Source organism: Pseudarthrobacter sulfonivorans (assembly GCF_001484605.1).
Taxonomy (GTDB): Bacteria; Actinomycetota; Actinomycetes; order Actinomycetales; family Micrococcaceae; genus Arthrobacter; species Arthrobacter sulfonivorans_A.
The window spans coordinates 285,694-306,432 of sequence record NZ_CP013747.1; the positions used below are offsets into that span (position 1 = coordinate 285,694).

A 20,739-nucleotide genomic window follows, 5' to 3' on the forward strand; every position below is an offset into this window, starting at 1 on the left:
CCTTTCAGCGACAAACATGGGTAGGTAGGTGCGCTACTTGCTGACTTTGCCCGTGAGCGAGGCGAGGGGCCGAAGGAATAGCGGCCTGGCCAAGAACCAGGCGGCGACCATAACGGCCAGTGAGGCGGCGAAGATCCAAAACCCGGTCCAGCCAGCGCCATCGTTGCTGGCATACATGTGGTTTAGGTTGCGTAGGATGCCTGTGGTCAACACCAGAGCAACGTGGACGACGATGAAGAAAACGAAGTAGAGCATCACCGGGAAGTGGACCGCGCGCGCCAGTTCGATCGGATAGGCCTTGTTGAGGTTCGCTGCGTTCTTGGGCCACGCCCCCGACATCCGCAAGCCAGTGATCAGAGCGAGCGGCGAGGCGATGAAGACCGTAGTGAAGTAGGCCAGCACCTGCAGGCTGTTGTAGTTAACCCAGCCGTTCTCCGTGGGCCAGTTCATTGAGGCATACTGCAGGGCGGTTGATAGGGCATTAGGGAAAACTTCCCAGCTCGTGGGCACGATACGTACCCAGTGTCCGGTGACGCCCAGCAGGATCACGAAAATCATCCCGTTGAGGACCCAAAGGACATCCAGGGTGAGATGGAACCAGAGATTCAGGCTGATCTTGGCGGGTTTGCCCTGGGTCCTAATCAGGCCGCTGTTGTTCCGGGTCCAATGCTCCTTTGGCCTCGCCGTTGTTCGCACGAACCAGCCTGAACGGATGATCAGCAAGATGAAGAAGGCATTGAGGAAGTGCTGCCACCCCAGCCATGCTGGCAGACCGACAGAAGCCGTGGCTGGCAGCTCGACGTGCCCGGGGTAAGTGGTCAGGAAATCCTGCACGGCCGGGAGTGTCCGCATCCATTGGGCGAATAGCACAACCACACCCAGACATCCCACCGCTACGAGGATCGCCACGGCAAGCTTTGCCCACTTCTTCCTGGGCTTGGTTGCTGTGTTGTTGGTATTCGTCGACATGACGAGTTGTCCTTTCCTGAGAGCAGTATCCGGTCACACCACAGGTGCAATCGGCAATCTCCCACCGCTGTTCAGGCCTATGGCTGAGCCAAGCGGGCCCGTGGCTAGTTGGAGCGTGTTCCTATGGCCGCGATCAGCTGGGGAACGACTGTGAATACGTCGCCAACAATGCCGAAGTCCGCGACGTCAAAGATCGGTGCGTCTTCGTCTTTGTTGATTGCCACGATGGTCTTAGCTGTCTGCATTCCAGCCCGGTGCTGGATGGCTCCCGAGATCCCGAGTGCGACGTACAGTTGCGGTGAAACGGTGATGCCGGTCTGGCCAACCTGCGAGCCTTGCTCGATATAGCCGGCATCGACGGCAGCCCGGGACGCACCGACAGCTCCTCCCAGCGCATCAGCCAGCTGCTCCACAAGCACAAAGTTCTCCTTGGAGCCCAGGCCTCGTCCGCCGGAGACCACCGTGACTGCGCCTCGCAGCCCAGGCCTGCCGGAATCAGGACCTGCAGCATGAACTCTTTCAATCTTGGCGGAGGTGCGGCTTTCGACGTCGAGGGACACGGTTGTGACAGAAGGGGTAGCTTCCACCGCCCGCTCGTCCAGGGCACCCTGACGCAGAGTGATAACCGCTATAGCGGAGCTCACGGTCGCTTCGACGGTGTAGGCGCCGCCAAAAACCGAGTGCACACCGATGATTGCACCTCCGTCGTCAGTTTTGACGTCCACTACGTCAGCCAGCAGCCCGCTGCGCGTTCTGGCAGCAAACATGCCAGCCGCCGCGCGGCTTTCGATCGAGTTCGCGACAACGACAGCTGACGGTTCCAACGCCTGGGTCGCGGATATTAGAGCTCCGAGTTGAGGGCCCACGAGCAGGCTTCCAACCTGCGTGCTCTCAGCGATGTAAACCTGTTGGGCGCCCAACATCCCGAGCTGTTCGACAAGGCTGTCACCGGCACCTGGTTGAGTTGCTACAACAGCAACGGGGGTGCCGAGCTTGGCGGCCGCTGCAATAAGTGCCGGGGCGGTGTTAGCGATGACCCCTGTGGATGAGGTTTCGATTAGTGCCAGTACGTTTGTCATGTCCATCTCCTGGGATCAGAGCAGGTTGCGGTCAGCGAGGAACTCGGCGAGCTCTTGAGCGGCGGTTCCGTCGTCGACGATCTTCTTGCCGGCAGTGCGTGCCGGACGCTGCGAAGTGGTGAGCACAGGTGTAGTGGTCGTTGCTGCGGAGTCCAGATCAATATCGGCCAATGACAGCGTCTCAACATGCTTGCGCTTGGCTGAGATGATGCCCTTGAAGTTGGGGAAACGGGCCTCGGCGGCCCATTCGGTCACCGACATCAACGCCGGCAATTCGGCGCTAACGGTCAGGCTTCCAATGTCCAAAGCCGCCTCGCCACGAACGGAAACCTCCGTGATTTCGACGCTGTTCAAAGAGGGCAGCAGCGGCAGCCCGAGGTGTTCAGCCACCATGGCTGGTACGACACCGCCCCGTCCGTCAGTGGATTCATTTCCGGCGATGATGAGGTCGAAGCCGGTGCGTTTCGCCGCTGCCGCAAGGACCGCGGCCGTTAAAGCCATATCCGCCCCCTCCAAGCGTTCATCCACTACGTGCACAGCGGAGTCTGCGCCCATCGACAGGGCTTTACGGAGGGCTTCCTTCGCGGGGAGCGGCCCCATGGTCAGCACCACGACCTCGCTGCCCTTGTTGCCGTCCTTGTGGCGCAAGGCCACTTCAAGCGCACGCTCGGTGATTTCATCCGCTATCCGATCGCCGGCTTCGCGGTCCAGCAGGCCGGTCGAGGTATCAAGCTTGCGCTCTTCCTCTGTATCGGGCACCTGCTTTATCAGAACAATGATTTTCATGGATCTCTCCTCCTACTTACGGACTGGTTGAACGGCCGATAGTGGTCGCTCAAGATATTGCTTTGTGTGGCGTTGGCCAAGGTTCCTAGACGCGGGTCGGCGTATCGCTTCCAGCCACTTCCGCCAGGACCTTGTTTACTCTTCGTTTACCGAGACGCCTCACTACCGGTCCTGCGATAAGGACGAGAATCACCGCCAGCACTAGCGTCAAGGAGATCGGCCGGGTCAAGAACACAGCTGCGTCGCCACCGGAGATGGCCAGCGAGTTCCGCAGGTTGATCTCGAGAATGCTGCCCAAGACGGCAGCCAGCACAAGCGGGCCGGGGCTGAAGTCGAGACGTCGCAGGCCGTAGCCCACAATCCCTGCCACAACGCATGTCACAACATCGAACATGCTGTTGTTTAGCGAGTACACACCGATCAGGGTCACCACGACGGTGATGGCGGCGATGATGCCCGCACGGACCCGCAGCAGTCGGACGAAGAATCCGAGCAGCGGTAGATTGAGGGCCAACAGCATGAGGTTTCCGATCAGCATCGAAGCCATCACGCCCCAGAAGATGTCCGGATGATCCGCAACGAGGGTAGGCCCGGGCGTAACTCCCTGGAGTAACAGGGCACCGTACAGGAGAGCCATCACGGTTCCGGTAGGCAGGCCAAGCGTAAGCAGGGGCAAAAAACTCATCGTCGAACCCGCATTGTTGGCCGTTTCCGGCCCCGCCACTCCCTCGATCGCGCCCTTGCCGAAGCGTTCCGGGGTCTTGGAAATCCGCTTTTCGGCTGCGTACGACGCCATGGAAGAGAGGACACTTCCGCCACCGGGCAAAAGCCCGATCACAGAGCCGATAAGCGTGCCGCGTGCGATCGGCCCCGCCGACTGCCGGAAGTCGGATTTCGTCGGCCATACGCCGTGGACCTTCGCTGCCACGGGCGTCTGGGATTCATTGTGCTTAAGGTTGGCAAGCACCTCACCGATCCCGAAGAGACCCATTGCAACGGCGACGATGTCCAAGCCGCTCAGCGCTTCCAGGGAACCGAACGTGAACCTTGCCGTGCCGGTGACGGGATCTTGACCGACGCTTGCGACCAGTAGACCGGCCGCGACCATCACGCCAGACTTGGCCAGCGACTGACCGCCCATTGCGAGGACCAAAAGTATGCCGACAACGGCCACCATGAACAGTTCCGGTGCCCCGAAGCGTTCTGCGACCCGCGCCAAAGGCTGGGCCAGAAGAACCAGGACAAAGGTCGCCACAATGCCGCCCACGAAGGAGCCGATCGCAGCGATTCCCAGCGCCGGCCCCGAACGCCCCTGCTTGGCCATGGGGTGCCCATCAAAGGTGGTCACTACGGATGCGATCTCGCCTGGAACCTTCACTAACACCGAGGTGATGGTCCCTCCGTACATTGCACCGTAATAGATACCGGCCAGGAGGATAATCGCACTCGGCGCTTCGAGGGCGAACGTGATTGGCAGCAAGATCGCAATCGTCGTGGTCGGCCCGAGACCGGGCAGTACGCCGATTACCATCCCCAGGAACACGCCGAGCAGAACGAGCAGCAAATTCAGCGGGGTTGCCGCGACCGCGAAACCTTCAGCGAAAGATTCGATCATGTCCATGTTCTACCTCGGGAGGAAAGCGTCGACGGGAAGAGGAATGTTCAGGACCTGGATAAATAGTCCATAGACAATTGCACCCAAGGCGACTGCAATGATTGCTGAAAGCCGCCAAGATTCACCGGCCAGGAACCTCAGCCAAATGAAGGCTGCGACCGTCGAGGCAGTGAAAATACCCATGGACGTCAGCAGGACCGCGAACCCAAAAAGGACCGCGATTGCGAGGACAAACGACCAAACCGGGAAGCCCGGCCGCTCGTGATCGAGCTTGGGGGGTTTGCCGAAAACCATGGCGACCGCGGAAACCAGGAGGAGTGAGGCCGCCAAGAAGGGCCATAACCCTGAACCCATTTGACCGTTCTCGGACAGACCCAACGGCAGGCTCATGACCATCAGCGCAACGGCGGCAAGACTGAGTGCCGCAGCGCAATACATTTGTTGAGCAGCCGCGCCCCGCCACCCGATCATCTGGCGCTCCCTCATCAGGGTTTCGCCAGTCCTTCAAGCGATTTAGCCGTCGAGTGCAGGGATTCCTGGATCTTCGCCGATGCCATCGGCTCCGCAGGAAGGGAGAACTCCCCAATGGTCTCTTGCACACGGGCATCCCGGAGGCAGGTGGCGGCCGTCGCCTCAAGTTTGTCAACGATCGATCCGTCGGTTTTGGCCGGAACTGCCCAATAGCCTAGATTGCCGGGCCCTGCGAGCTGCCCCTCGCCGAAACCGAGCTCGTCCAGCGTCTTCAACTCCGGCGCCCATTTGGGTGAACTCTTGCCAATGACTGCCAGAGCCTTCAGATCCTTGTTCAGAACCCAAGGGACGGTTTGCTTGTCGACAGTGACGAGGCCCATGTCGTAGTCACCCTGGTCCAGCCCACGTTTGATTTCTGCCATGCTCGACGGCGTGACGTGGTTGACTGTGATGCCGTAATTTCGCGCAAGCCCTTCTGTCACGAGGCCGGACAGTGTCGTCTTGCCACTGTCAGCGACGACGAGAGTCGAAGTTTTACCTTTTTCAACCAGATCCTCGATCGAGTTGATGGGGCTGTCCTTCGGAACAGCCACATATAGGTTCGTCAGCGCGACTTGTCCAACCGGGGTGAATGAATCGACGGTGTAGGCGGCACCCTTGGTATTGAACGGTGTGATGACGGCACTGCTCGAGCTGCCGAACACGACGGTGTAGCCGTCCGGCTTGGAAGCCGCGGCTTCAGTCATACCAATGGATCCGCTGCCACCTTCCCTGTTTTCGACCACGAACGGTGAGCCGAGTTCGCGCTCGTAGCAGTCGGCCCAAATTCGTGCCAGCACGTCCGTGGCTGAACCCGGGGCAAAAGGCACCAGGACCTTAACGGGCCCCTCAGGGTAGGCGCTCTCCGCGCTCCCGCCCCCTTGCTGAGCGCAACCAGTCAGCGATGCGGCAGCGCTGCTCACAACAGCTATGGCCAGTACTATCTTTTTGATACGCATGATTTCCCTGCTGGCGCCCGAAGCGCCACTGATCGGCTTGGTCCGGCCCGTCTTTGACGGGCGGAAGTCGTTGCTTATAACGACAGGTTTAGGGCGAAGCGTCGGCTAGTTTTCGGCGCATGATCTTGCCCGTTGAGGTTTGCGGAAGGCTTTTGACGAACTTGATTAAACGGGGACGTTTGTAGGGTGCCAGGTGGTCCTTGGTGAAGTTGATGAGCTCTTCTTCGGTGACGCTTGTTCCATGTTTTAGGACGACGTAGGCGCAGGCGAGTTCGCCTCGTACTTCATCGGGCAAAGGGCCTACTGCGACGAGTGCTACGGCGGGGTGTCCGGCTACGACCCGTTCGATCTCGGCCGGGTAGACGTTATAGCCCGCGGTGATGATCATGTCCTTGCGCCGGTCGACGATGAAGACGTGGCCGGTGTCGTCCATCCTGGCGATGTCCCCGGTATGCAGCCAGCCGTCACTTTCGATGTTCTTCTTGGTTTCTACCGGGTTTCGGTAGTACCCATTCATGACAATCGGGCCGCGCACCATCAATTCGCCTGGGGTCCCCCGTTCGGCCTCCCTTGTGACGTCGTCCAGGTTGGCGATCCGCAGTTCGACACCGGGCAGGCTAACGCCAATTGATCCCGGCACCGGCGGCGCATACACGGAATGGGTGGCACCCAGGCCGGCGACTTCTGTCATGCCCCACAGCTCGATCAGCCGCGCGCCGGTGATGTTTTGCCAGGCCTCCACCGTGCTGGTGGCGATTGTCTGCCCACCCACCGTGGAACGGGTCAGTGAGCTGAGGTCGTGGGCTTCTATCGCTGGATCGGCCAACATCATGGAGTACATGGCCGGAACGCCCTCGATCATGGTCGCGGAGTGTTTTTCGATCAGGCCCAACGCCTTGGGGGCATCGAAGCGGTCCATCAGCACCACTGTTCCTCCCGCCATGAATGTGCTGTTGACACTCACATTGCCGTAAACGTGCGGAGTGGGAAGTCCGGTGACTACGACGTCCCGGTCCGTGCGTGCGTGCATCGTTGCTGTCATGGCGCAGTTGAGCAGGACGGCGCGGTGTGACTGCTCGGCGCCCTTGGGGTGGCCGGTGGTGCCGGAGGTGTATCCGATGGTGGAGGTGGCGAGGGGATCCACGACGACGTTCTCCTCGATCCTGGCCGCGCGGATCAGCGAATCGAACGTCACCAGGCCGGAGTCCTCGGGATCGAAACTGATGATGTGCTGCAGGGCCAAGCCCGGATCAGCGTGCGCAGCGATGTCCTGGGCATTATCAGCGGTGGTAAGGATTGCTACGGCTTCGCAGTCCTTGAGGATGAATCGTACTTCCTCGAGCGTCAGCATGCCGTTGATCGGGTTCACGACCGCGCCAAGGCGCAGTACGGCGTGATACGCGACGATCCATTCCCAACGGTTGGGGCTGAAGAGCGAGACGACATCGCCTTCTTTGACACCGAGGTCGCGCAGACCACCGGCGACCCGGGCCGAGATGTCCTCAAGTTCGGTGTAGCTTAGGGTCAGCGGGGCCGTAATCAGTGCGGTCTTGTCGCCGAAGTTGGCACTGGAAGCCGGCAGGATGTCCCCCGGGCCGGTTAGGGCAGATATCATCAGACGCCTTCTCTCATGGTGGGGAAAGGGAGTTCCCGGATGTCGCTGACTGCCCGCAGGTTGTCAAGCGCGGCGAGGAGCTGCTCCTGCTTATCCCCGGTGGTGTACTGGACACAGTCGACGAACTTTTCGTGCAGCTCCGCGTCCGTTAGGGGTGCACTGGCATGGCCACGGGGTTGATCGCGGCGTGAGCTAACGACGTTTCCATCGCGCATCACGACTGAAACGCACGAGTAGCCTGCATGCCAGCCGGGTGACCCTGTTGGCGGTGTCGGGCTTTCGGTGACCGAGACTTTGCGCAGCAGGGCTTGGAGGTCAGGCCTATTCACAGCTGCGTTTTCAAATGATTCAAGGGAGACGCCCCCATCGAAAAGGGCTGCTGCTGCGGTGTACTCGAGGCTGAATTTCGCCTCGAGGCCGGTGGTCGGCCGGTGATGGATCAGCGGTTCCAGCCCGGCGGTTTGCACGGTGACCTCGATTCGTTCCACGTCACCGGCGTCGAGGGGACCACAGTCCAGGACCGCGTCGATGGTGCGGTGTGTGTTGAAGCACGCCGGGTACTTCTTGACGGAGAGCTTGTGCTCGCCCAGCCCGTGGATGGGCACACTGATTGTGTCGGCCCGGGCGAGATCCGTGCCGAGGCCAAACAGACCCAGGAAGCCGTATTGCGCCTCGAGCATGACCTCGCTGGCGGTAAACCCGGCGCGGGCGAGCTGCGCGGCCTCGATGCCGTGCGAGGCTGCCAGACCTGCGTGGAGGGGTTTTGTCATGGTCCCGAAATTGCGACGGCTGCCGGCTGCCATGGTCCCGGAAATTGCCAGTGCCATCACAGTTTGCTCAACGCCGAGCTTGTACAAGTACGCCGAAGCTGCAGCTGCGCCGATGACACCCAGGGTCGCTGTGGCATGCCAGCCGAGGGCGTAGTGCTTGGGGCCGTCGAGGATGCTCGCAAGCAGGAACTCCGTGTGGTAACCGACCAAATAGGCTTCAAGCACGTCGCGACCGCCGGCCCCGATTTCCTCACCCACTGCCAGGGCGACCGGAACCAGCACAGTGCTGGGGTGTCCCTGGATCTCTTCGGTAACGTCGTCGAAGTCCAAGGCGTGGCTAGCGGTTCCGTTAACCAGCGCCATCTGAGCGGGCTGACGGGACGGCGAGCCGATAAGGGACCGTGCGGGACCGACCGATGCATGGGTGTCGAGGGCCTCCAGCAACCTGGTCATGGTTTCATCACCTGAGGCGGCGATGGCGACACCGATCGTATCGATGAAGGCCCGCTCGGCTTCGCGCAGACTCTCATCGGTAACCCCTGAGGCGGCGAAACCAACGATGAATTCTGCCAGACGATGGGTGAGGCCGGCGTTTTGCATTTCGCTCATCTGCGTCATTTCCCTTCCCATCGGGGCGCCCGCTTTTCGATGAAGGCGCGGACACCTTCTTCACGGTCAGCGCTCAGGTAAGGGTTCGGTCCCACATTGAGCCGTAGCGCTGCCTGGACCGAGAGCTCCCAGCCCTTCGTGACCATCTCCTTGTAGCGTCGGAGAGCCAGGGGCGCGTTCGCGACGATACTCCGGACAAATTCTTCGGTCTCCTTTGCCAGCTGATCAGCCGGATGCACGGCATTGACCAAGCCCCAATGCAAGGCTTCCGAGGGTGCCATGAGTTCGCCGGTGTACAGCATGGAAAGCGCCACGGACCGGGGAACCAGCCTGGGCAGCAACACAGTGGCGAAGTTCGCGCCCATTCCACGCTTGGCTTCAGGCATACCTATAGTCGAGTGCTCGGCAGCTATCCTGATGTCGCATGCAAGAGCCAGTTCGAATCCGCCAGCCACCGCTGGGCCGTTAAGGGACGCGATGGTCGGCTTGCCCACTTCCAGCACCAGCTCGAACAGATTCCTTTCGGTGCCTGTCATCGGCACGGGGAATCGTCGGCCTTCCTGAGCGATCTGATTCAGCTCCTTAAGGTCCCCGCCGGCGCAGAACGCGCGATCCCCCGCCCCTGTCAGGACGATGGCCCAAACGTCGTTGTCCTCCGCTGCCACGGTAAACACCTCGGCCAGGCGAGCTACTACCGCTTGGCTTAATGCGTTGCGGCTTTCGGGCCGGTTCATGGTGATATAGGCGACCCTGTCCCGGATTTCGAACAGTACTTCCTCTTCAACGTTGCTCATTGGTGCTCTGCTTTCGAATCGGTGTCGACGACGCCCTCAGCAACGAGTTCATCGATGGCTTTTTGGTCGTACCCTAGGTCGGACAGCACCTCTACCGTGTGCTGGCCCAATAGCGGGGGGACGTGACGGACCGGGGTGAACGAGCCGTCGAACTCCACTGGCGTGGCCATGGTTTGGTAGTCAGAAATCCGCGGGTGGGGGTATTCGTGGATAAGGCCAAGCGCATGAACCTGGTCGTGGGCCAGTACCTGGTCGAGCGTGTGGATGGCCGCTACGGGCACGTCGACCGCTGATAGGGCAGCGGCAAGCTCTTCGGTCTCGAAGGACTTGGTTGACTTCTCGATCTCAAATGCGAGCTCGACCCGGTTGCGGACTCGACTTGGATTGTCCACGAATCGTTCATCGGTAAGAAGGTCCGGCCGTTCGAGCATGCTGCACAGCCGGTCGTACAGCCTGTCGTTACCGGCGGCAATGATGAGGTGCCCGTCAGCCGTTGCGAACGCTTGGTACGGGGCGATCCCTACCGTGCCGGAACCGAGCCGCTGAGGGATCGTCCCGTCAGCGAGGTACCCGGTGACCTGGGCGGGCAGCCATTGCAGCGCTGAGCCGAGCAGCGACGTCTGGACCAGGGATCCCACGCCGGTGCGATCGCGTGTCCGCAGGGCTTCGAGGATGCCGATAACGCTCCACATGGCCGTGCCCTGATCGAGGATGGAAGCCGGGATGCGCACCGGCGGCCCGCCCTGCTCACCAGTCAGACTCATCAGACCGCCGAAGCCTTGCAGCAGCGGGTCATAGGCCGGGTCATCCTTCATCGCACCGCGTGGACCGAATCCGCTGATGTCGCAGACGATGATTCCGGGGTTGGTCTTAGCGAGCTCTTCCCGGGAGAAGCCCAGTTTTGCTGCTGCGCCCGGCCTGAGGTTCTGGATGAACACGTCGGCGGTGTCCAGGAGTTCGCGAACTATTTTGCGGCCCTCCGGAGTCTTGACGTCGACGCTGAGGCTTCTCTTGTTGCGGTTCAGCGCCAGGAAAGATGCGCTTTCGCCTTGCCAGAATGGCGGTCCCCATGCTCGTGTGTCATCCCCCGTTCCGACGCGCTCGATTTTGATGACGTCGGCCCCGAGGTCGCCCAGTATTTGCGTGGCGAAGGGACCCGCAACGCTTGCAGTCAGGTCGACAACGCGAATTCCGGTGAGCGAATTCATGACGCACCTGCCTTATCTTGTTGGAGCCCCAGCCGGTCGCGGGACGGAGATGTGATGACGGACTTCCATGGTGATGGAGCCCCTGCATAGGCGCTCGGCCCAACGCGGAAGTGTTGCGCCTGCTCGAAAGTTTCAACAAAAGGCATGTCCATGGCGTAGAGGCGCTCTCCCCGGGGACGGGGACCTGTTCGTGCCACGTGAGTGTCTGTAGGGTGCCCGATGATTTCCTCGGTGAGAATGACTACCTCGATCAGTGCGTCGAGGTCAACACCGGTCTCGATGCCAAGTTCGTGCAGCAGGTCTACCAGGTCCTCGGTGGGCATCATCCCGGTGGCACGTCCGTTTCCGCAGTATGGGCATCCGCCAATTCCGCCGACGGTTGTGTCGAGGATGAGTTCGCATTCCTCCGTGAGTGTCCGCAGAGCCGCGTAAATCGAGATAGGTGCGGTGCCGCGCTGGTTGTGCAGATGGAGATGGAAGCGGGTAATTTCAGGCCAAGTGGAACGAATGGCCAAGAGTTGCTCCTCGACGGCGTCGGGCATGTTCCAACCCATCGGGTCACCGATCACCACTTCTGCTACGCGGATGCCGGCAGCGGTCCAAAGCCGGTGTTGCTTTTCGAGGAGATCCATTCGCTCAGACAGGCTGAACTCGCCCAACCAGTTTGACCCCCAGGCGGCGTTGATTCCGATGCCGGCCTCGATCTTTCCCTCGGCGACAGCTCGCTGCACCGTGTCCGGCCAGGAACTAATCTCATCGGCCTGAGAGCGGTTTGCGTTACGGCGGACGAAGACGTCACACACATGCACGAAGGTGCGGGGCAGCCCATCACCAGGCGATAGCGGCGGCGTATGCACTTGTGCCCTTTCGGCGCCGCGGCTGTTTAGTGCCAATGCGGAATAGTTCACGCCGGGCACCGGGGTGAACTTGTCGAGCAGCGCGTCGACCTCGGCCATCTGGGGCGTCCACCGCGGGCTTACGAAAGAGCCAGCGACGATGTACTTGAGGCCGGTTTGCGAGAGAGCTTCCAACAACCTCACCTTGTCCTCAAGGCGGATTTCTGCGCTCTCGATCTGCATGCCCTCGCGCATGAGCTCTTCGTTGATCCGTACCGCCGGGTAGCGGTGCTGTTTCCGTTTTTCTGACGGGGTGTTCACACGTACTCCTCTGCGAGTGCCATACTTCGGACTTCATCTGCGGTCCCTCGTCGCGCGATTGAGCCGTGCTTGAGGACGTAGCCTCGATCCGCGAGTTCGAGTGCTGGGCGTGCCATCTGTTCGGAGATCAACAGCGCAGTCCCAGCTGCCTGGACGGTTCGGATCGCATCACTGACCGACGCGATCCAAATAGGGGCCAGGCCCAGAAACGGCTCATCCAGGAGGAGGAGTCTTGGGCGAGATGCCATCGCGCGGCCCATTGCTACAATCTGCTGCTGACCGCCGCTGAGGTCGCCCGCGCGGCTTCGTCGACGTTCGGCGAGCAGCGGGAAGGTATCGAAGAGCTCTTCTACGCGGGTGTTCCGGTCGGTTGCTTTCAGTTGGTGAGCTCCGATACGAATGTTTTCTTCTACTGTCATGGTGGCGAAGACCTGGCGGCCTTCCGGTGACAGCCGGATGCCCCGGCGTGCGCGCAGGGCAGCGCTCACTGTCGTGATCGGCTGACCATCGAGGTGGACGGACCCTGAGGAGGCGGGGACGGAACCCATGATTGCCTTGATCGTGGTCGACTTGCCGGCACCGTTAGCCCCGCAGAGAACAACAGTCTCTCCCCTGTGGACACCGATGCTCACGCCGCTCACGGCGCGGATGGGCCCGTAATTCACGACGAGGTCCCGTACAGCAAGGAGCTCTTCGTCTCTCCTGGTGTCAGTCATCGGTGGCTCCTTCAGCTGGGTCTGCCATGTGAGTGGAAGGCGATGAGGTTCCGAGGTAGGCCTCCAGCACATCAGGTCTAGCGAGTACCTCATTGGTGATGCCTTCAGCGAGTACTGCGCCGCTGTCCATAACCAGGATGTTCGGACACAGTCGGCGGATCAGATCCATGTCATGTTCCACAATCAGGACGGCGCAGCCTCTCTTTGTGGTCTCCTTGACCAGGTGGTCGATGCGGAACCTTTCCGACATTTCGAGCCCGGCGGCCGGTTCGTCCAGAAGCAGGATCGATGGTCCTGTGTGGATGGTCATGACGAGGCCAAGGATTTTCTGCTGTCCGTAGGGCAGTGCTCCGGCTCGCGTGCTCCACACGGTGTCAAGTCCGGTCGACTGCACGAATTCGTCGACGTCGATAGCACGTTTGCCGGCAAACTCGCCGGCACGCGCGATATTCTCCTGGACAGTTACCTCAGCGAAGACGTTGGCCTGCTGATAGCTGCGTGCCAGTCCTCGTCGGTTTAGGGTGTAGGCAGGCTTGCCGGCGACCTCGCGCCCGTCGAGCAGAACCGAGCCACTGGTGGGTCGCTGACGCCCCGAGATCGTGTTAACCAGTGACGTTTTTCCCGCACCGTTGGGTCCTATGACCCCGAGGACTTGGCCTTTTTCCAACGTCAGGGAGACATCCCTGACAGCGTGGACGCCGCCGAATGATTTCGACAGACCGATGATTTCCAGTGTTTTGTGCTGGGACGGCTGCACGGCTGAAGCGTGTGTCATACCTTCTCCTTTTCGATCGTATCTTCGTGATCGTCAACGCGGGCGCGGTTTGATCTGGATCGCCTTCTCAGCCAGGCGGCCGCGTCACGGAAGGAGCCGGTAACACCCCTGGGCAGAAACAGCGACGTCAGGATGAGCAGGGCTCCGAGGAGAGCGCCGGCGTAGACCCCTTCTGACGCAAACTGCACGATGAGGTAGACCAGCAGCGCAGTCCCGAGGACGGGGCCGAGAACCGATGCTGCTCCGCCCACGACGACGTATGCAACGTAGTTCACGCCACTCAACGTTGAGAACGAGGAAGGGTGCGCGGTGGTCAAGGTGTTGACCAATAAGAATCCGGACAGTCCGGCAACGGAACTGGATAGGACGAAGGACGCCAGACGAACTGGCCAGTTCCGAAGACCCAGCGAGGTCGCAAGCACTTCGTTGCTCCGCAGCGAGTCGATTCGCCGCCCATTCGTCACGGTGAAAATGACGACCAGGACGACGGCGATGAGGCTGACTACTGCGCCGATCCGCAGGCCGCTGATGGCGTCTCCCAGCACCTGATTTCCGAGCGTGGGCGCCGGGATGGCGGTCAGCCCGTCAGTGCCTCCGAGAAAATCAGTCGCGATGATCAGCAGATAGACAACCTGGCCGATCAGGAATGAGACAAGCGCAAAATACGTGCCCCGCAGCCGCATCGTGATAACGCCGAAGGGAAGGGCCGCCACGGCCGGTACTATCAGGCTGACCAGGATAAGGACGACCAGGTTTGGTGTGATGTGTATTGCTGTCAGCGCAGCGGCGTAGCCACCGATGGCCATAAACGCCGGGGTCCCGAAATTCAGCAGCTTGAGCCGCAGCATCACATACACGCTTAGGGCGGCACCGAGAACTGTCACCATCTGGTTTAGCTGTGAGATCAGCTGGAGGTTCTGTTTGGGTAGTGGAACTACCAGTAGCAGGACCAGGGCGACGACGACGGCAACCTCAGCTATGGGGATCCGATTCAGGAGTCGTTTGGGGGTGCGCATGGATCGGGATGGAGCCGGCGTCGCGGGAGTTCGCTCGGGGGAGGCTGCTGAGCTAGGCATCACGAAGACTCCTTCCGGCGATCCCCGACGGCCTGAAGAGCAGCAGCGCCAGGACGATCACGAAAAGCAGCAGGCGGGTCAGGGAGCCATCCAGGTAGGTTCCTGCAATCGCTTCGACAAGGCCGACGCCGACCGCAGCTGAAGCAGCTCCGACGAGGCTGCCAAGTCCGCCGAGGACGACAACCAGGAAAGAGACCATCAGCGCTGCTTCACCCACCGGCGGTTCCAGTGTGAAGATGGGCGTAACCAGTCCGCCGGCCAGGCCCGCCAATGCAGCGGACAAGGCGACGGCGAGCGGGAAGTAGACCCGCGGACGCAGTCCCTGCATTGTCGCCACGTCCCGATTCTCGGACAGCGCCCGCAGTGCGATCCCGTGCTTGCTCCGGTAGAGCAGGAACCACAGCCCCAGGACCGCAACGGCGGATACCGCGATGACGATTAGCCGCGCAACCGGTATGTAGAAGCCCTCTAGCCTCAGGACCGAGTCCACCGGAAACCTCACCGGAACGGCCTCGGGGCCGTAGAACAGTGTGAGCGCGGCGATCACTACGAAGTAGAAGCCCAGCGAAACGATAAGTGTCCCCTCGTGGTTGTCGACGATCTTCTCGATGAGCAGCAGCTCCATGACGTAACCGACGGCGGCGACCCCGAGAACAGCTGCGATGAGTGCCAGTGCGTAGGGCAGGCCCAGACCGGTCATGAGTGAGTATGTGAAGTAGCCACCGAGAACGTAGAAGGCTCCGTGGGCGAAATTGATTACGCCCAGGACGCCGAACACGAGGGAGAATCCGAGGGCGAGGAGCGCGTACTGAGCGCCCAGGGCGAGTCCGTTGACAGTTGCTTGAACTAGGGTGTCCACTGAGGTCACTCCGTTCTTTGGGGATGTGTGTGATTCAAAGGAAGGGTCGAGAGGCGCGCTCTCACTTTTCGCTAACCTGGAGCGGGGTCAAGGTAACCTTGCCGTTCTGGTAGCGGCCTGCGTAGAAATCGTTGATGATCTCGTGGTTGATTCCGTAGAATTCCTTGCCGCCCCACACGCCTTTGCCCTGTGTTGGGTCGTCAATTGGGAGCTTCTCGAGGGCCTTGGCCACTTCTGCCGGGTCGGTCGAGTCGGCCGCGTCGATCGCCTTGACGAGCAACCGAGCCGCGGGAAGAAGCTGTGCGGAGACGGGCAGCGGCTCCTTGCCGAATTCCGCCTTGAACTGCTCTTGGTATTCCTTGACGGGGGCTGATTCGAGGTTAACCGGGGCGTAGTAGAAGAAGTCGCCGAGTGCCTCGGCGCTGCCCACCGCATTGGTGATCGCGGCCATGGACTCCCCGCCGATTCGTCCGACAGGCCCGGCGAAGCCTGCCTGGCGAAGTTGTTTGATGATGACGCCAGCGCCACCGGGAGGGGTGGAGGCGAGATCCACCGCGTCGGGCTTGTCGCGCAGGAGGCGATCAATGAAGGGTGCGAAGTCCTCTGTTCCCTCGGCGAAGGGAACAACTGCAGCATCAATGCCAGCCGCACCGTAGGCCTTTTGGTTGATGGTCGCGGTGTCCTTGCCGCCCTGGTTGTCCGGGACAACGACAGCGACCTTCTTCACGTTGGGGTAGGTTTTGGCGACCCACTCAGTCATGGGGCCGGAGAATCCGGATGGTGTCGTAACGGCACCGAAGACCAGTGGCATGTCTTTAGACATCCCAGTGCTCGAGTAGCTTGCTTCGAACATGAGGATGTTGTTGCGGACGGCGATAGGCAACACGGCTGTGACCTCGTGGGAGAGGTTGGGGCCGTAAACAAACGTGGCGCCCTCACTGATCAGTTTATTGATGCCGGCGCTGGCCTGCTCTGCTGTGCCCTTGGTGTCATATTCGAGGAGTTCGATCGTGCATTTGCTGTCGCCTACTTCGATTCCTCCGCTCTTGTTGGTCTGAGCGGCGACGAAGTTCATGGACTGCTGAACGCCCTGGCCGAAGGCTGCGGCGGGGCCGGACAACGGGAGCAAGACTCCGATTTTGACCTTCCCGTCCTGGCAGGAAGCTGAGTTTGCGGATGGTGAGTCGGCCCCGCAGGCGGTGAGTGCGGTCAGAGCGACGAGCGCAGTTGCCATCGCAGTGGCACGCTTGTTTGGAAACTGAAACGACATTGTTTTCTCCAAAAATTGGGCTGATGGTATTCGACGTGGTGTGCGTCCTGGCTATCCGAAGGCTCCGGTGGCCAGTACGGAAGGATCATGGCTGGGTATGACGGAGCAGCCGAGGTCCTGTATTTTTTGGAACGACTCGTAGTACTCGAACAGGTTGGTGTAGATGCTTGAGGGGATGTGGGACACCGACGGTGAGCCATTCCAGTTCGCGTGGAGGTCCACGGTGTCGCCGGCGATGAGAAAGGGACCCTTGGCCGTGTCGACCAGGACTCCTTGAGAACCGGGTGTGTGGCCAGGCAGGGAGACCACTCGAACGCCTTCTGCAATCTGCTCGTCCCCGCTCACGGCATGGATCCTGCTCCACGTGGACATCCATTGAGGTACGAGACCTGGAACCTTCTCGTAGCCCTTCCGATGGAGCGGAAGGGGATCGATTGCGTACTCAAGCTCACGTTTCTGGACGATGAAATCCGCTTTCGTAAACAGCTCATTATTGGAACAGTGATCCCAGTGCAGGTGCGTGTTAATCACGGTCTTGATGTCTTCGAGATCGTAGCCCGCAGCCGCCAGAATCGCCCTCGGTTCAGAAGCCGGGGTGCGCACCAGATGGTGGCCGTGATGTTTCATCGTGAACTCGGGATCAAGGGTCCCCGTGTCCACCAGAATCGGCGAAGGGCCTCCCTCAATAAGGAACATAATCATCGAGGCTTCGATCTTCTCGCCCCAGCCATGTCCATGTGTCATCGAGGCCAGAGGTACGTCCAGGACCTGGCCCACGCCCAGCGGCCGGATGGTCAGGCTCATGCTCCCTTCTCCCGTCCGGTTCCCGCGCCGACCGGTGTCCGGCCCCCACCCCACTTCGGAACCTGCAGTACCTCTTCACCGAGAACCGTGCGAAGCGCCGTGCGCGTGAGAACGGTGTCGTAGGTCGGCTCCAACTGCGCTGCGACATAAAACGCGGACCTGGCTAGGTGACTGGCCAGCAAACGTGAAGCCGCCACGCCGTCCCGCGCATGGGCGGCAGCCAAGATCTCGCGGTGTTCAGAATCCGCCTTCCCAAGCGAATGCCGGTCACCCTGCATCAGCAGGCGTCGGACACGTTCCGCACGTTCCGCGTCAATAGCCAACCGGGCCCTCGCACTGTCCTGCACGTGTGAGACCAGAAGCTGGTGGAAGCGACGGTGCGGGAGTTCGAACTCGTCACGGTCACCTCGCTCGATAGCTGCCCCCATCAGGGTGATCGTCCGGTCGAGCTCATGAAGCTCAAGGTCCGTCAGCAGCGGCACGGTAATTCTGACGGCCACGGCCTCGATGGAAACCCGGTACGCGTAGATGCAATCCAGATCGTCGAGGTCCAATGCCGCGATGGTGATGCCCTTGTTGAGCTCCGCCCTGACGAGGCCCTCTTGCTGCAGCATCCTCAGCGCTTCGCGAAGCGGAGTACGGCCGGCCCCCGTCAGCCTCGACAATTCGGTTTGGGAAATTCGCCGACCAGGCTCGAGCGTGCAGTCCAGGATCATGCTCCGCAGGTCCGCGTGCACTCGAGCGACATCGTTGCCCTGGCGCTGCGGAGCCTCCTCAGCTACAACGTTGCTGGTCATCTCGGCTCCCTAATAGTTACTTACTGGATCAGGCGTTTTATAGATTGGATCCACTTCTAAGAACGCTAGTGGCTCCCATCACATTTGTCTAGGGCAAATTTCCGGCAGATTTCAGCGGCAAGCAGAGTAGGCCGGTGGAAATCTCGATGCAACCTATTGCGGATTGGATACAATTCTGGAAAAGTAGGCGTGACGACAACCACATCCGGCGTCCTACGGAGAAAACACATGATTTCAACCCCCACAGATGACGGCTGCTACCTGGTTACTGGGGCCTTGGGCTGCATCGGAGCTTGGATGACACGGCTGCTGCTGCAATCTGGAGCCAGGGTCGTGGCGCTCGACGCGGGAACCGACGACCACCGGCTCAAAGCGGCGCTGCTCGACACCTCCGAGGCTCGGCTTGAGCGAGTTGTTGGCGATGTGACCGATCTTGCTCAGATTACCGAGATCATTACCGAGCACCAGGTGGACGCAATCATCCACCTTGCTGCGCTGCAAGTCCCGTCGTGCCAGGCCAATCCGGTCCTCGGTGCACAGGTCAACGTCGTTGGCCAGATGGTCATGTTGGAAGCGGCCCGATCCCTTAGCTCCGGCCGTCCTCTGGTGTATGCGAGCTCGGTCGGCGCGTACGCTCCTTCCGGTGGAAAGCAGGGCCTTGCGGACCCGCCGGCGACTTTCTACGGCGTCTATAAACGCGCCGGGGAGCAAGCGGCTGCGCTGTATGCGAAAAGCTTCGGCGTGGCCTCAATCGGGATCCGGCCGCACACGGTCTACGGGCCTGGTCGTGACTTCGGGGTTTCGGCTCAGCCGACGTTTGCCGTCCTGGCAGCTGCCGAAGGACGCCCCTACCACATGCCTTACGGCGGCGACGTGCAGCTCCAGTTCGTCGAGGACGTCGCGCAATCGTTCGTCAACGCGTCCCGCAGCGACTACGACGGGTCCTGCGTCGTCGATCTGGTCGGACACTCGGTGACGATGAGCGATGTGGTCGACGCCATCACCGCGGCCGTGCCCCAATCCCAGGGAACGATCACCTTCGACGACGTCCAACTCCCCTTCCCCACCGGACTCGGAACCGGCGAATCCCCGTTCCCCCGGGCGGCTGACCGCAGCATCGCGGATGGCATGCGTGCCACCGTCGCCCATGCCCAAAGACTTCACCGCGAGGCCCTGACCGGGTCTGGCCCGTTGAAAGGATCATCATGAGTTCATACCTGACCGAGGACCAGCAGCATATCCAGTCCTCCGTGGCGGACCTGTGCGCCAAATTCCCGGAGTCCTACTGGCAACAGATCGACGAATCCCGGGAGTACCCCGAAAAGTTTGTCTCGGCTCTCACGGACGCCGGCTGGCTGTCCATCCTCATCCCTGAGGAGTACGGCGGGGGCGGGGGCACGATAAGCGATGCCGCGGTCGTCCTGGAAACGATCAACCGCTCCGGCGGATCCAGCGTCGCAGCACACGCACAGCTCTACACCATGGGCACCGTCCTGCACCACGGCAATGAGGAACAGAAGCAGCGCTTCTTTCCCGGTATTGCATCCGGCGACATCCGGTTTCAGGCCTTTGGCGTGACCGAAGCCGACGCCGGCACCGACACGACCCGCATCCGCACCACTGCGGTGCGCGACGGCGACCACTACGTTGTCAACGGCGGGAAGATCTTTACTTCCCGGTTTGCGCATTCCGACGTGATGCTCCTCCTGGTTCGCACCACCCCTTACGATCAGGTGACCCGAAAGTCCGACGGGCTCAGCTGCCTGCTGGTGGATCTGCGCGATTGCCGCGACGAGATTGAAGCCCGTCCCATCCGAACTATGCTCGGCCACGACCCCTATCAGATCTTCTTCGACAACCTCCGCGTTCCAGTGGAGAACCTCGTGGGCGAAGAGGGCAAGGGTTTCTCCTACATCCTCTCCGGCATGAACGCCGAGCGTATCCTCCTGACATCGGAGTTCCTCGGCGACGGCTTCTGGTTCACCGAAAAAGCTTCAACCTACGCCAACAGCCGCGAAGTGTTTGGCCGTCCGATCGGCAAGAACCAGGGCGTCCAGTTCCCCATTGCTCAGGCGTACGCGCAGCTCGAAGCCGCCAGCCTCATGCGCTGGAAGGCCGCAGAACTTTTCGCTGACGGCAAGCCCTGCGGCTTTGAAGCGAACGCTGCGAAACTCCTCAGTTCGCAGGCCCTCTGGGCCGCCGCCAACGCTTGCATGGACACCTACGGAGGGTATGGCCTGACCGTCGAGTACGGCATCGAGCGAAAGTTCCGTGAGGCCCGCGCGCCCCTGGTGGCTCCAGTGAACAACAACCTCGTACTTGCCTTCATAGCCCAGAACACCTTGGGCATGCCCAAATCCTACTAAGAACC

General features: G+C 61.0%; 20 protein-coding genes. 2 read left to right on the top strand and 18 right to left on the bottom strand.

The window, feature by feature from the left end; all coding sequences use genetic code 11:
- Window positions 1-33: 33 nt before the first annotated feature.
- The 18 genes from AU252_RS01235 to AU252_RS01320 form a co-directional block, all read right to left on the bottom strand.
- On the bottom strand, window positions 34-969 hold the full coding sequence (locus AU252_RS01235; protein WP_058929171.1) for a cytochrome b/b6 domain-containing protein: 936 nt from the start codon (window positions 967-969) through the stop codon (window positions 34-36).
- A gap of 104 nt (window positions 970-1,073) precedes the next feature.
- Complete coding sequence (locus tag AU252_RS01240; protein WP_058929172.1) at window positions 1,074-2,048, bottom strand: electron transfer flavoprotein subunit alpha/FixB family protein; 975 nt, start codon at window positions 2,046-2,048, stop codon at window positions 1,074-1,076.
- A 15-nt stretch (window positions 2,049-2,063) separates the two neighbouring features.
- Window positions 2,064-2,834, bottom strand: a complete 771-nt coding sequence (locus tag AU252_RS01245; protein WP_058929173.1) for an electron transfer flavoprotein subunit beta/FixA family protein — start codon at window positions 2,832-2,834, stop codon at window positions 2,064-2,066.
- 85 nt (window positions 2,835-2,919) lie between these two features.
- Window positions 2,920-4,455 carry a tripartite tricarboxylate transporter permease gene (locus tag AU252_RS01250; RefSeq protein ID WP_058929174.1) on the bottom strand — a complete coding sequence of 512 codons (1,536 nt, stop codon included), beginning with the start codon at window positions 4,453-4,455 and terminating at the stop codon, window positions 2,920-2,922.
- A gap of 3 nt (window positions 4,456-4,458) precedes the next feature.
- Window positions 4,459-4,935, bottom strand: a complete 477-nt coding sequence (locus tag AU252_RS01255; RefSeq protein ID WP_058929175.1) for a tripartite tricarboxylate transporter TctB family protein — start codon at window positions 4,933-4,935, stop codon at window positions 4,459-4,461.
- Window positions 4,935-5,918, bottom strand: a complete 984-nt coding sequence (locus tag AU252_RS01260) for a tripartite tricarboxylate transporter substrate binding protein (RefSeq protein ID WP_083510201.1) — start codon at window positions 5,916-5,918, stop codon at window positions 4,935-4,937. Before AU252_RS01260 ends, AU252_RS01255 begins: the two co-directional genes overlap by 1 nt.
- 88 nt (window positions 5,919-6,006) lie before the next feature.
- Window positions 6,007-7,533, bottom strand: coding sequence for a class I adenylate-forming enzyme family protein (locus AU252_RS01265; RefSeq protein ID WP_058929177.1), 1,527 nt, complete (start codon window positions 7,531-7,533; stop codon window positions 6,007-6,009).
- On the bottom strand, window positions 7,533-8,912 hold the full coding sequence (locus AU252_RS01270) for an MmgE/PrpD family protein (protein ID WP_157768911.1): 1,380 nt from the start codon (window positions 8,910-8,912) through the stop codon (window positions 7,533-7,535). The genes AU252_RS01265 and AU252_RS01270 overlap by 1 nt, the downstream gene beginning before the upstream one ends.
- A 5-nt stretch (window positions 8,913-8,917) precedes the next feature.
- Window positions 8,918-9,706 (bottom strand): enoyl-CoA hydratase/isomerase family protein, encoded by a 789-nt coding sequence (locus AU252_RS01275; RefSeq protein ID WP_058929179.1) that lies wholly within the window; start codon window positions 9,704-9,706, stop codon window positions 8,918-8,920.
- The gene (locus AU252_RS01280; protein ID WP_058929180.1) at window positions 9,703-10,914 is read right to left on the bottom strand and encodes a CaiB/BaiF CoA transferase family protein; all 1,212 of its coding nucleotides are present in this window, start codon (window positions 10,912-10,914) and stop codon (window positions 9,703-9,705) included. Before AU252_RS01280 ends, AU252_RS01275 begins: the two co-directional genes overlap by 4 nt.
- Window positions 10,911-12,071 carry a citramalate synthase gene (locus AU252_RS01285; protein ID WP_240484292.1) on the bottom strand — a complete coding sequence of 387 codons (1,161 nt, stop codon included), beginning with the start codon at window positions 12,069-12,071 and terminating at the stop codon, window positions 10,911-10,913. Before AU252_RS01285 ends, AU252_RS01280 begins: the two co-directional genes overlap by 4 nt.
- Window positions 12,068-12,787, bottom strand: a complete 720-nt coding sequence (locus tag AU252_RS01290; protein WP_058929181.1) for an ABC transporter ATP-binding protein — start codon at window positions 12,785-12,787, stop codon at window positions 12,068-12,070. The genes AU252_RS01285 and AU252_RS01290 overlap by 4 nt, the downstream gene beginning before the upstream one ends.
- Window positions 12,780-13,562: an ABC transporter ATP-binding protein gene (locus AU252_RS01295; protein ID WP_058929182.1), complete on the bottom strand. Its 783-nt coding sequence runs from the start codon at window positions 13,560-13,562 to the stop codon at window positions 12,780-12,782. Before AU252_RS01295 ends, AU252_RS01290 begins: the two co-directional genes overlap by 8 nt.
- On the bottom strand, window positions 13,559-14,638 hold the full coding sequence (locus AU252_RS01300) for a branched-chain amino acid ABC transporter permease (RefSeq protein WP_083510203.1): 1,080 nt from the start codon (window positions 14,636-14,638) through the stop codon (window positions 13,559-13,561). Before AU252_RS01300 ends, AU252_RS01295 begins: the two co-directional genes overlap by 4 nt.
- Complete coding sequence (locus tag AU252_RS01305) at window positions 14,631-15,497, bottom strand: branched-chain amino acid ABC transporter permease (RefSeq protein WP_058929184.1); 867 nt, start codon at window positions 15,495-15,497, stop codon at window positions 14,631-14,633. The genes AU252_RS01300 and AU252_RS01305 overlap by 8 nt, the downstream gene beginning before the upstream one ends.
- 61 nt (window positions 15,498-15,558) lie before the next feature.
- Complete coding sequence (locus AU252_RS01310) at window positions 15,559-16,767, bottom strand: ABC transporter substrate-binding protein (protein ID WP_058929185.1); 1,209 nt, start codon at window positions 16,765-16,767, stop codon at window positions 15,559-15,561.
- Between the two features lie 51 nt (window positions 16,768-16,818).
- A complete protein-coding gene (locus AU252_RS01315; RefSeq protein WP_058929186.1) occupies window positions 16,819-17,571 on the bottom strand; it encodes an N-acyl homoserine lactonase family protein in 753 nt (250 codons plus the stop codon).
- Complete coding sequence (locus AU252_RS01320) at window positions 17,568-18,368, bottom strand: GntR family transcriptional regulator (RefSeq protein WP_058929187.1); 801 nt, start codon at window positions 18,366-18,368, stop codon at window positions 17,568-17,570. Before AU252_RS01320 ends, AU252_RS01315 begins: the two co-directional genes overlap by 4 nt.
- A 228-nt stretch (window positions 18,369-18,596) precedes the next feature.
- Here AU252_RS01320 and AU252_RS01325 point away from each other — a divergent pair, with 228 nt between their 5' ends.
- On the top strand, window positions 18,597-19,577 hold the full coding sequence (locus AU252_RS01325) for an NAD-dependent epimerase/dehydratase family protein (protein ID WP_058929188.1): 981 nt from the start codon (window positions 18,597-18,599) through the stop codon (window positions 19,575-19,577).
- Window positions 19,574-20,734 carry an acyl-CoA dehydrogenase family protein gene (locus tag AU252_RS01330; RefSeq protein ID WP_058929189.1) on the top strand — a complete coding sequence of 387 codons (1,161 nt, stop codon included), beginning with the start codon at window positions 19,574-19,576 and terminating at the stop codon, window positions 20,732-20,734. Before AU252_RS01325 ends, AU252_RS01330 begins: the two co-directional genes overlap by 4 nt.
- The last annotated feature ends 5 nt before the right edge of the window (window positions 20,735-20,739 follow it).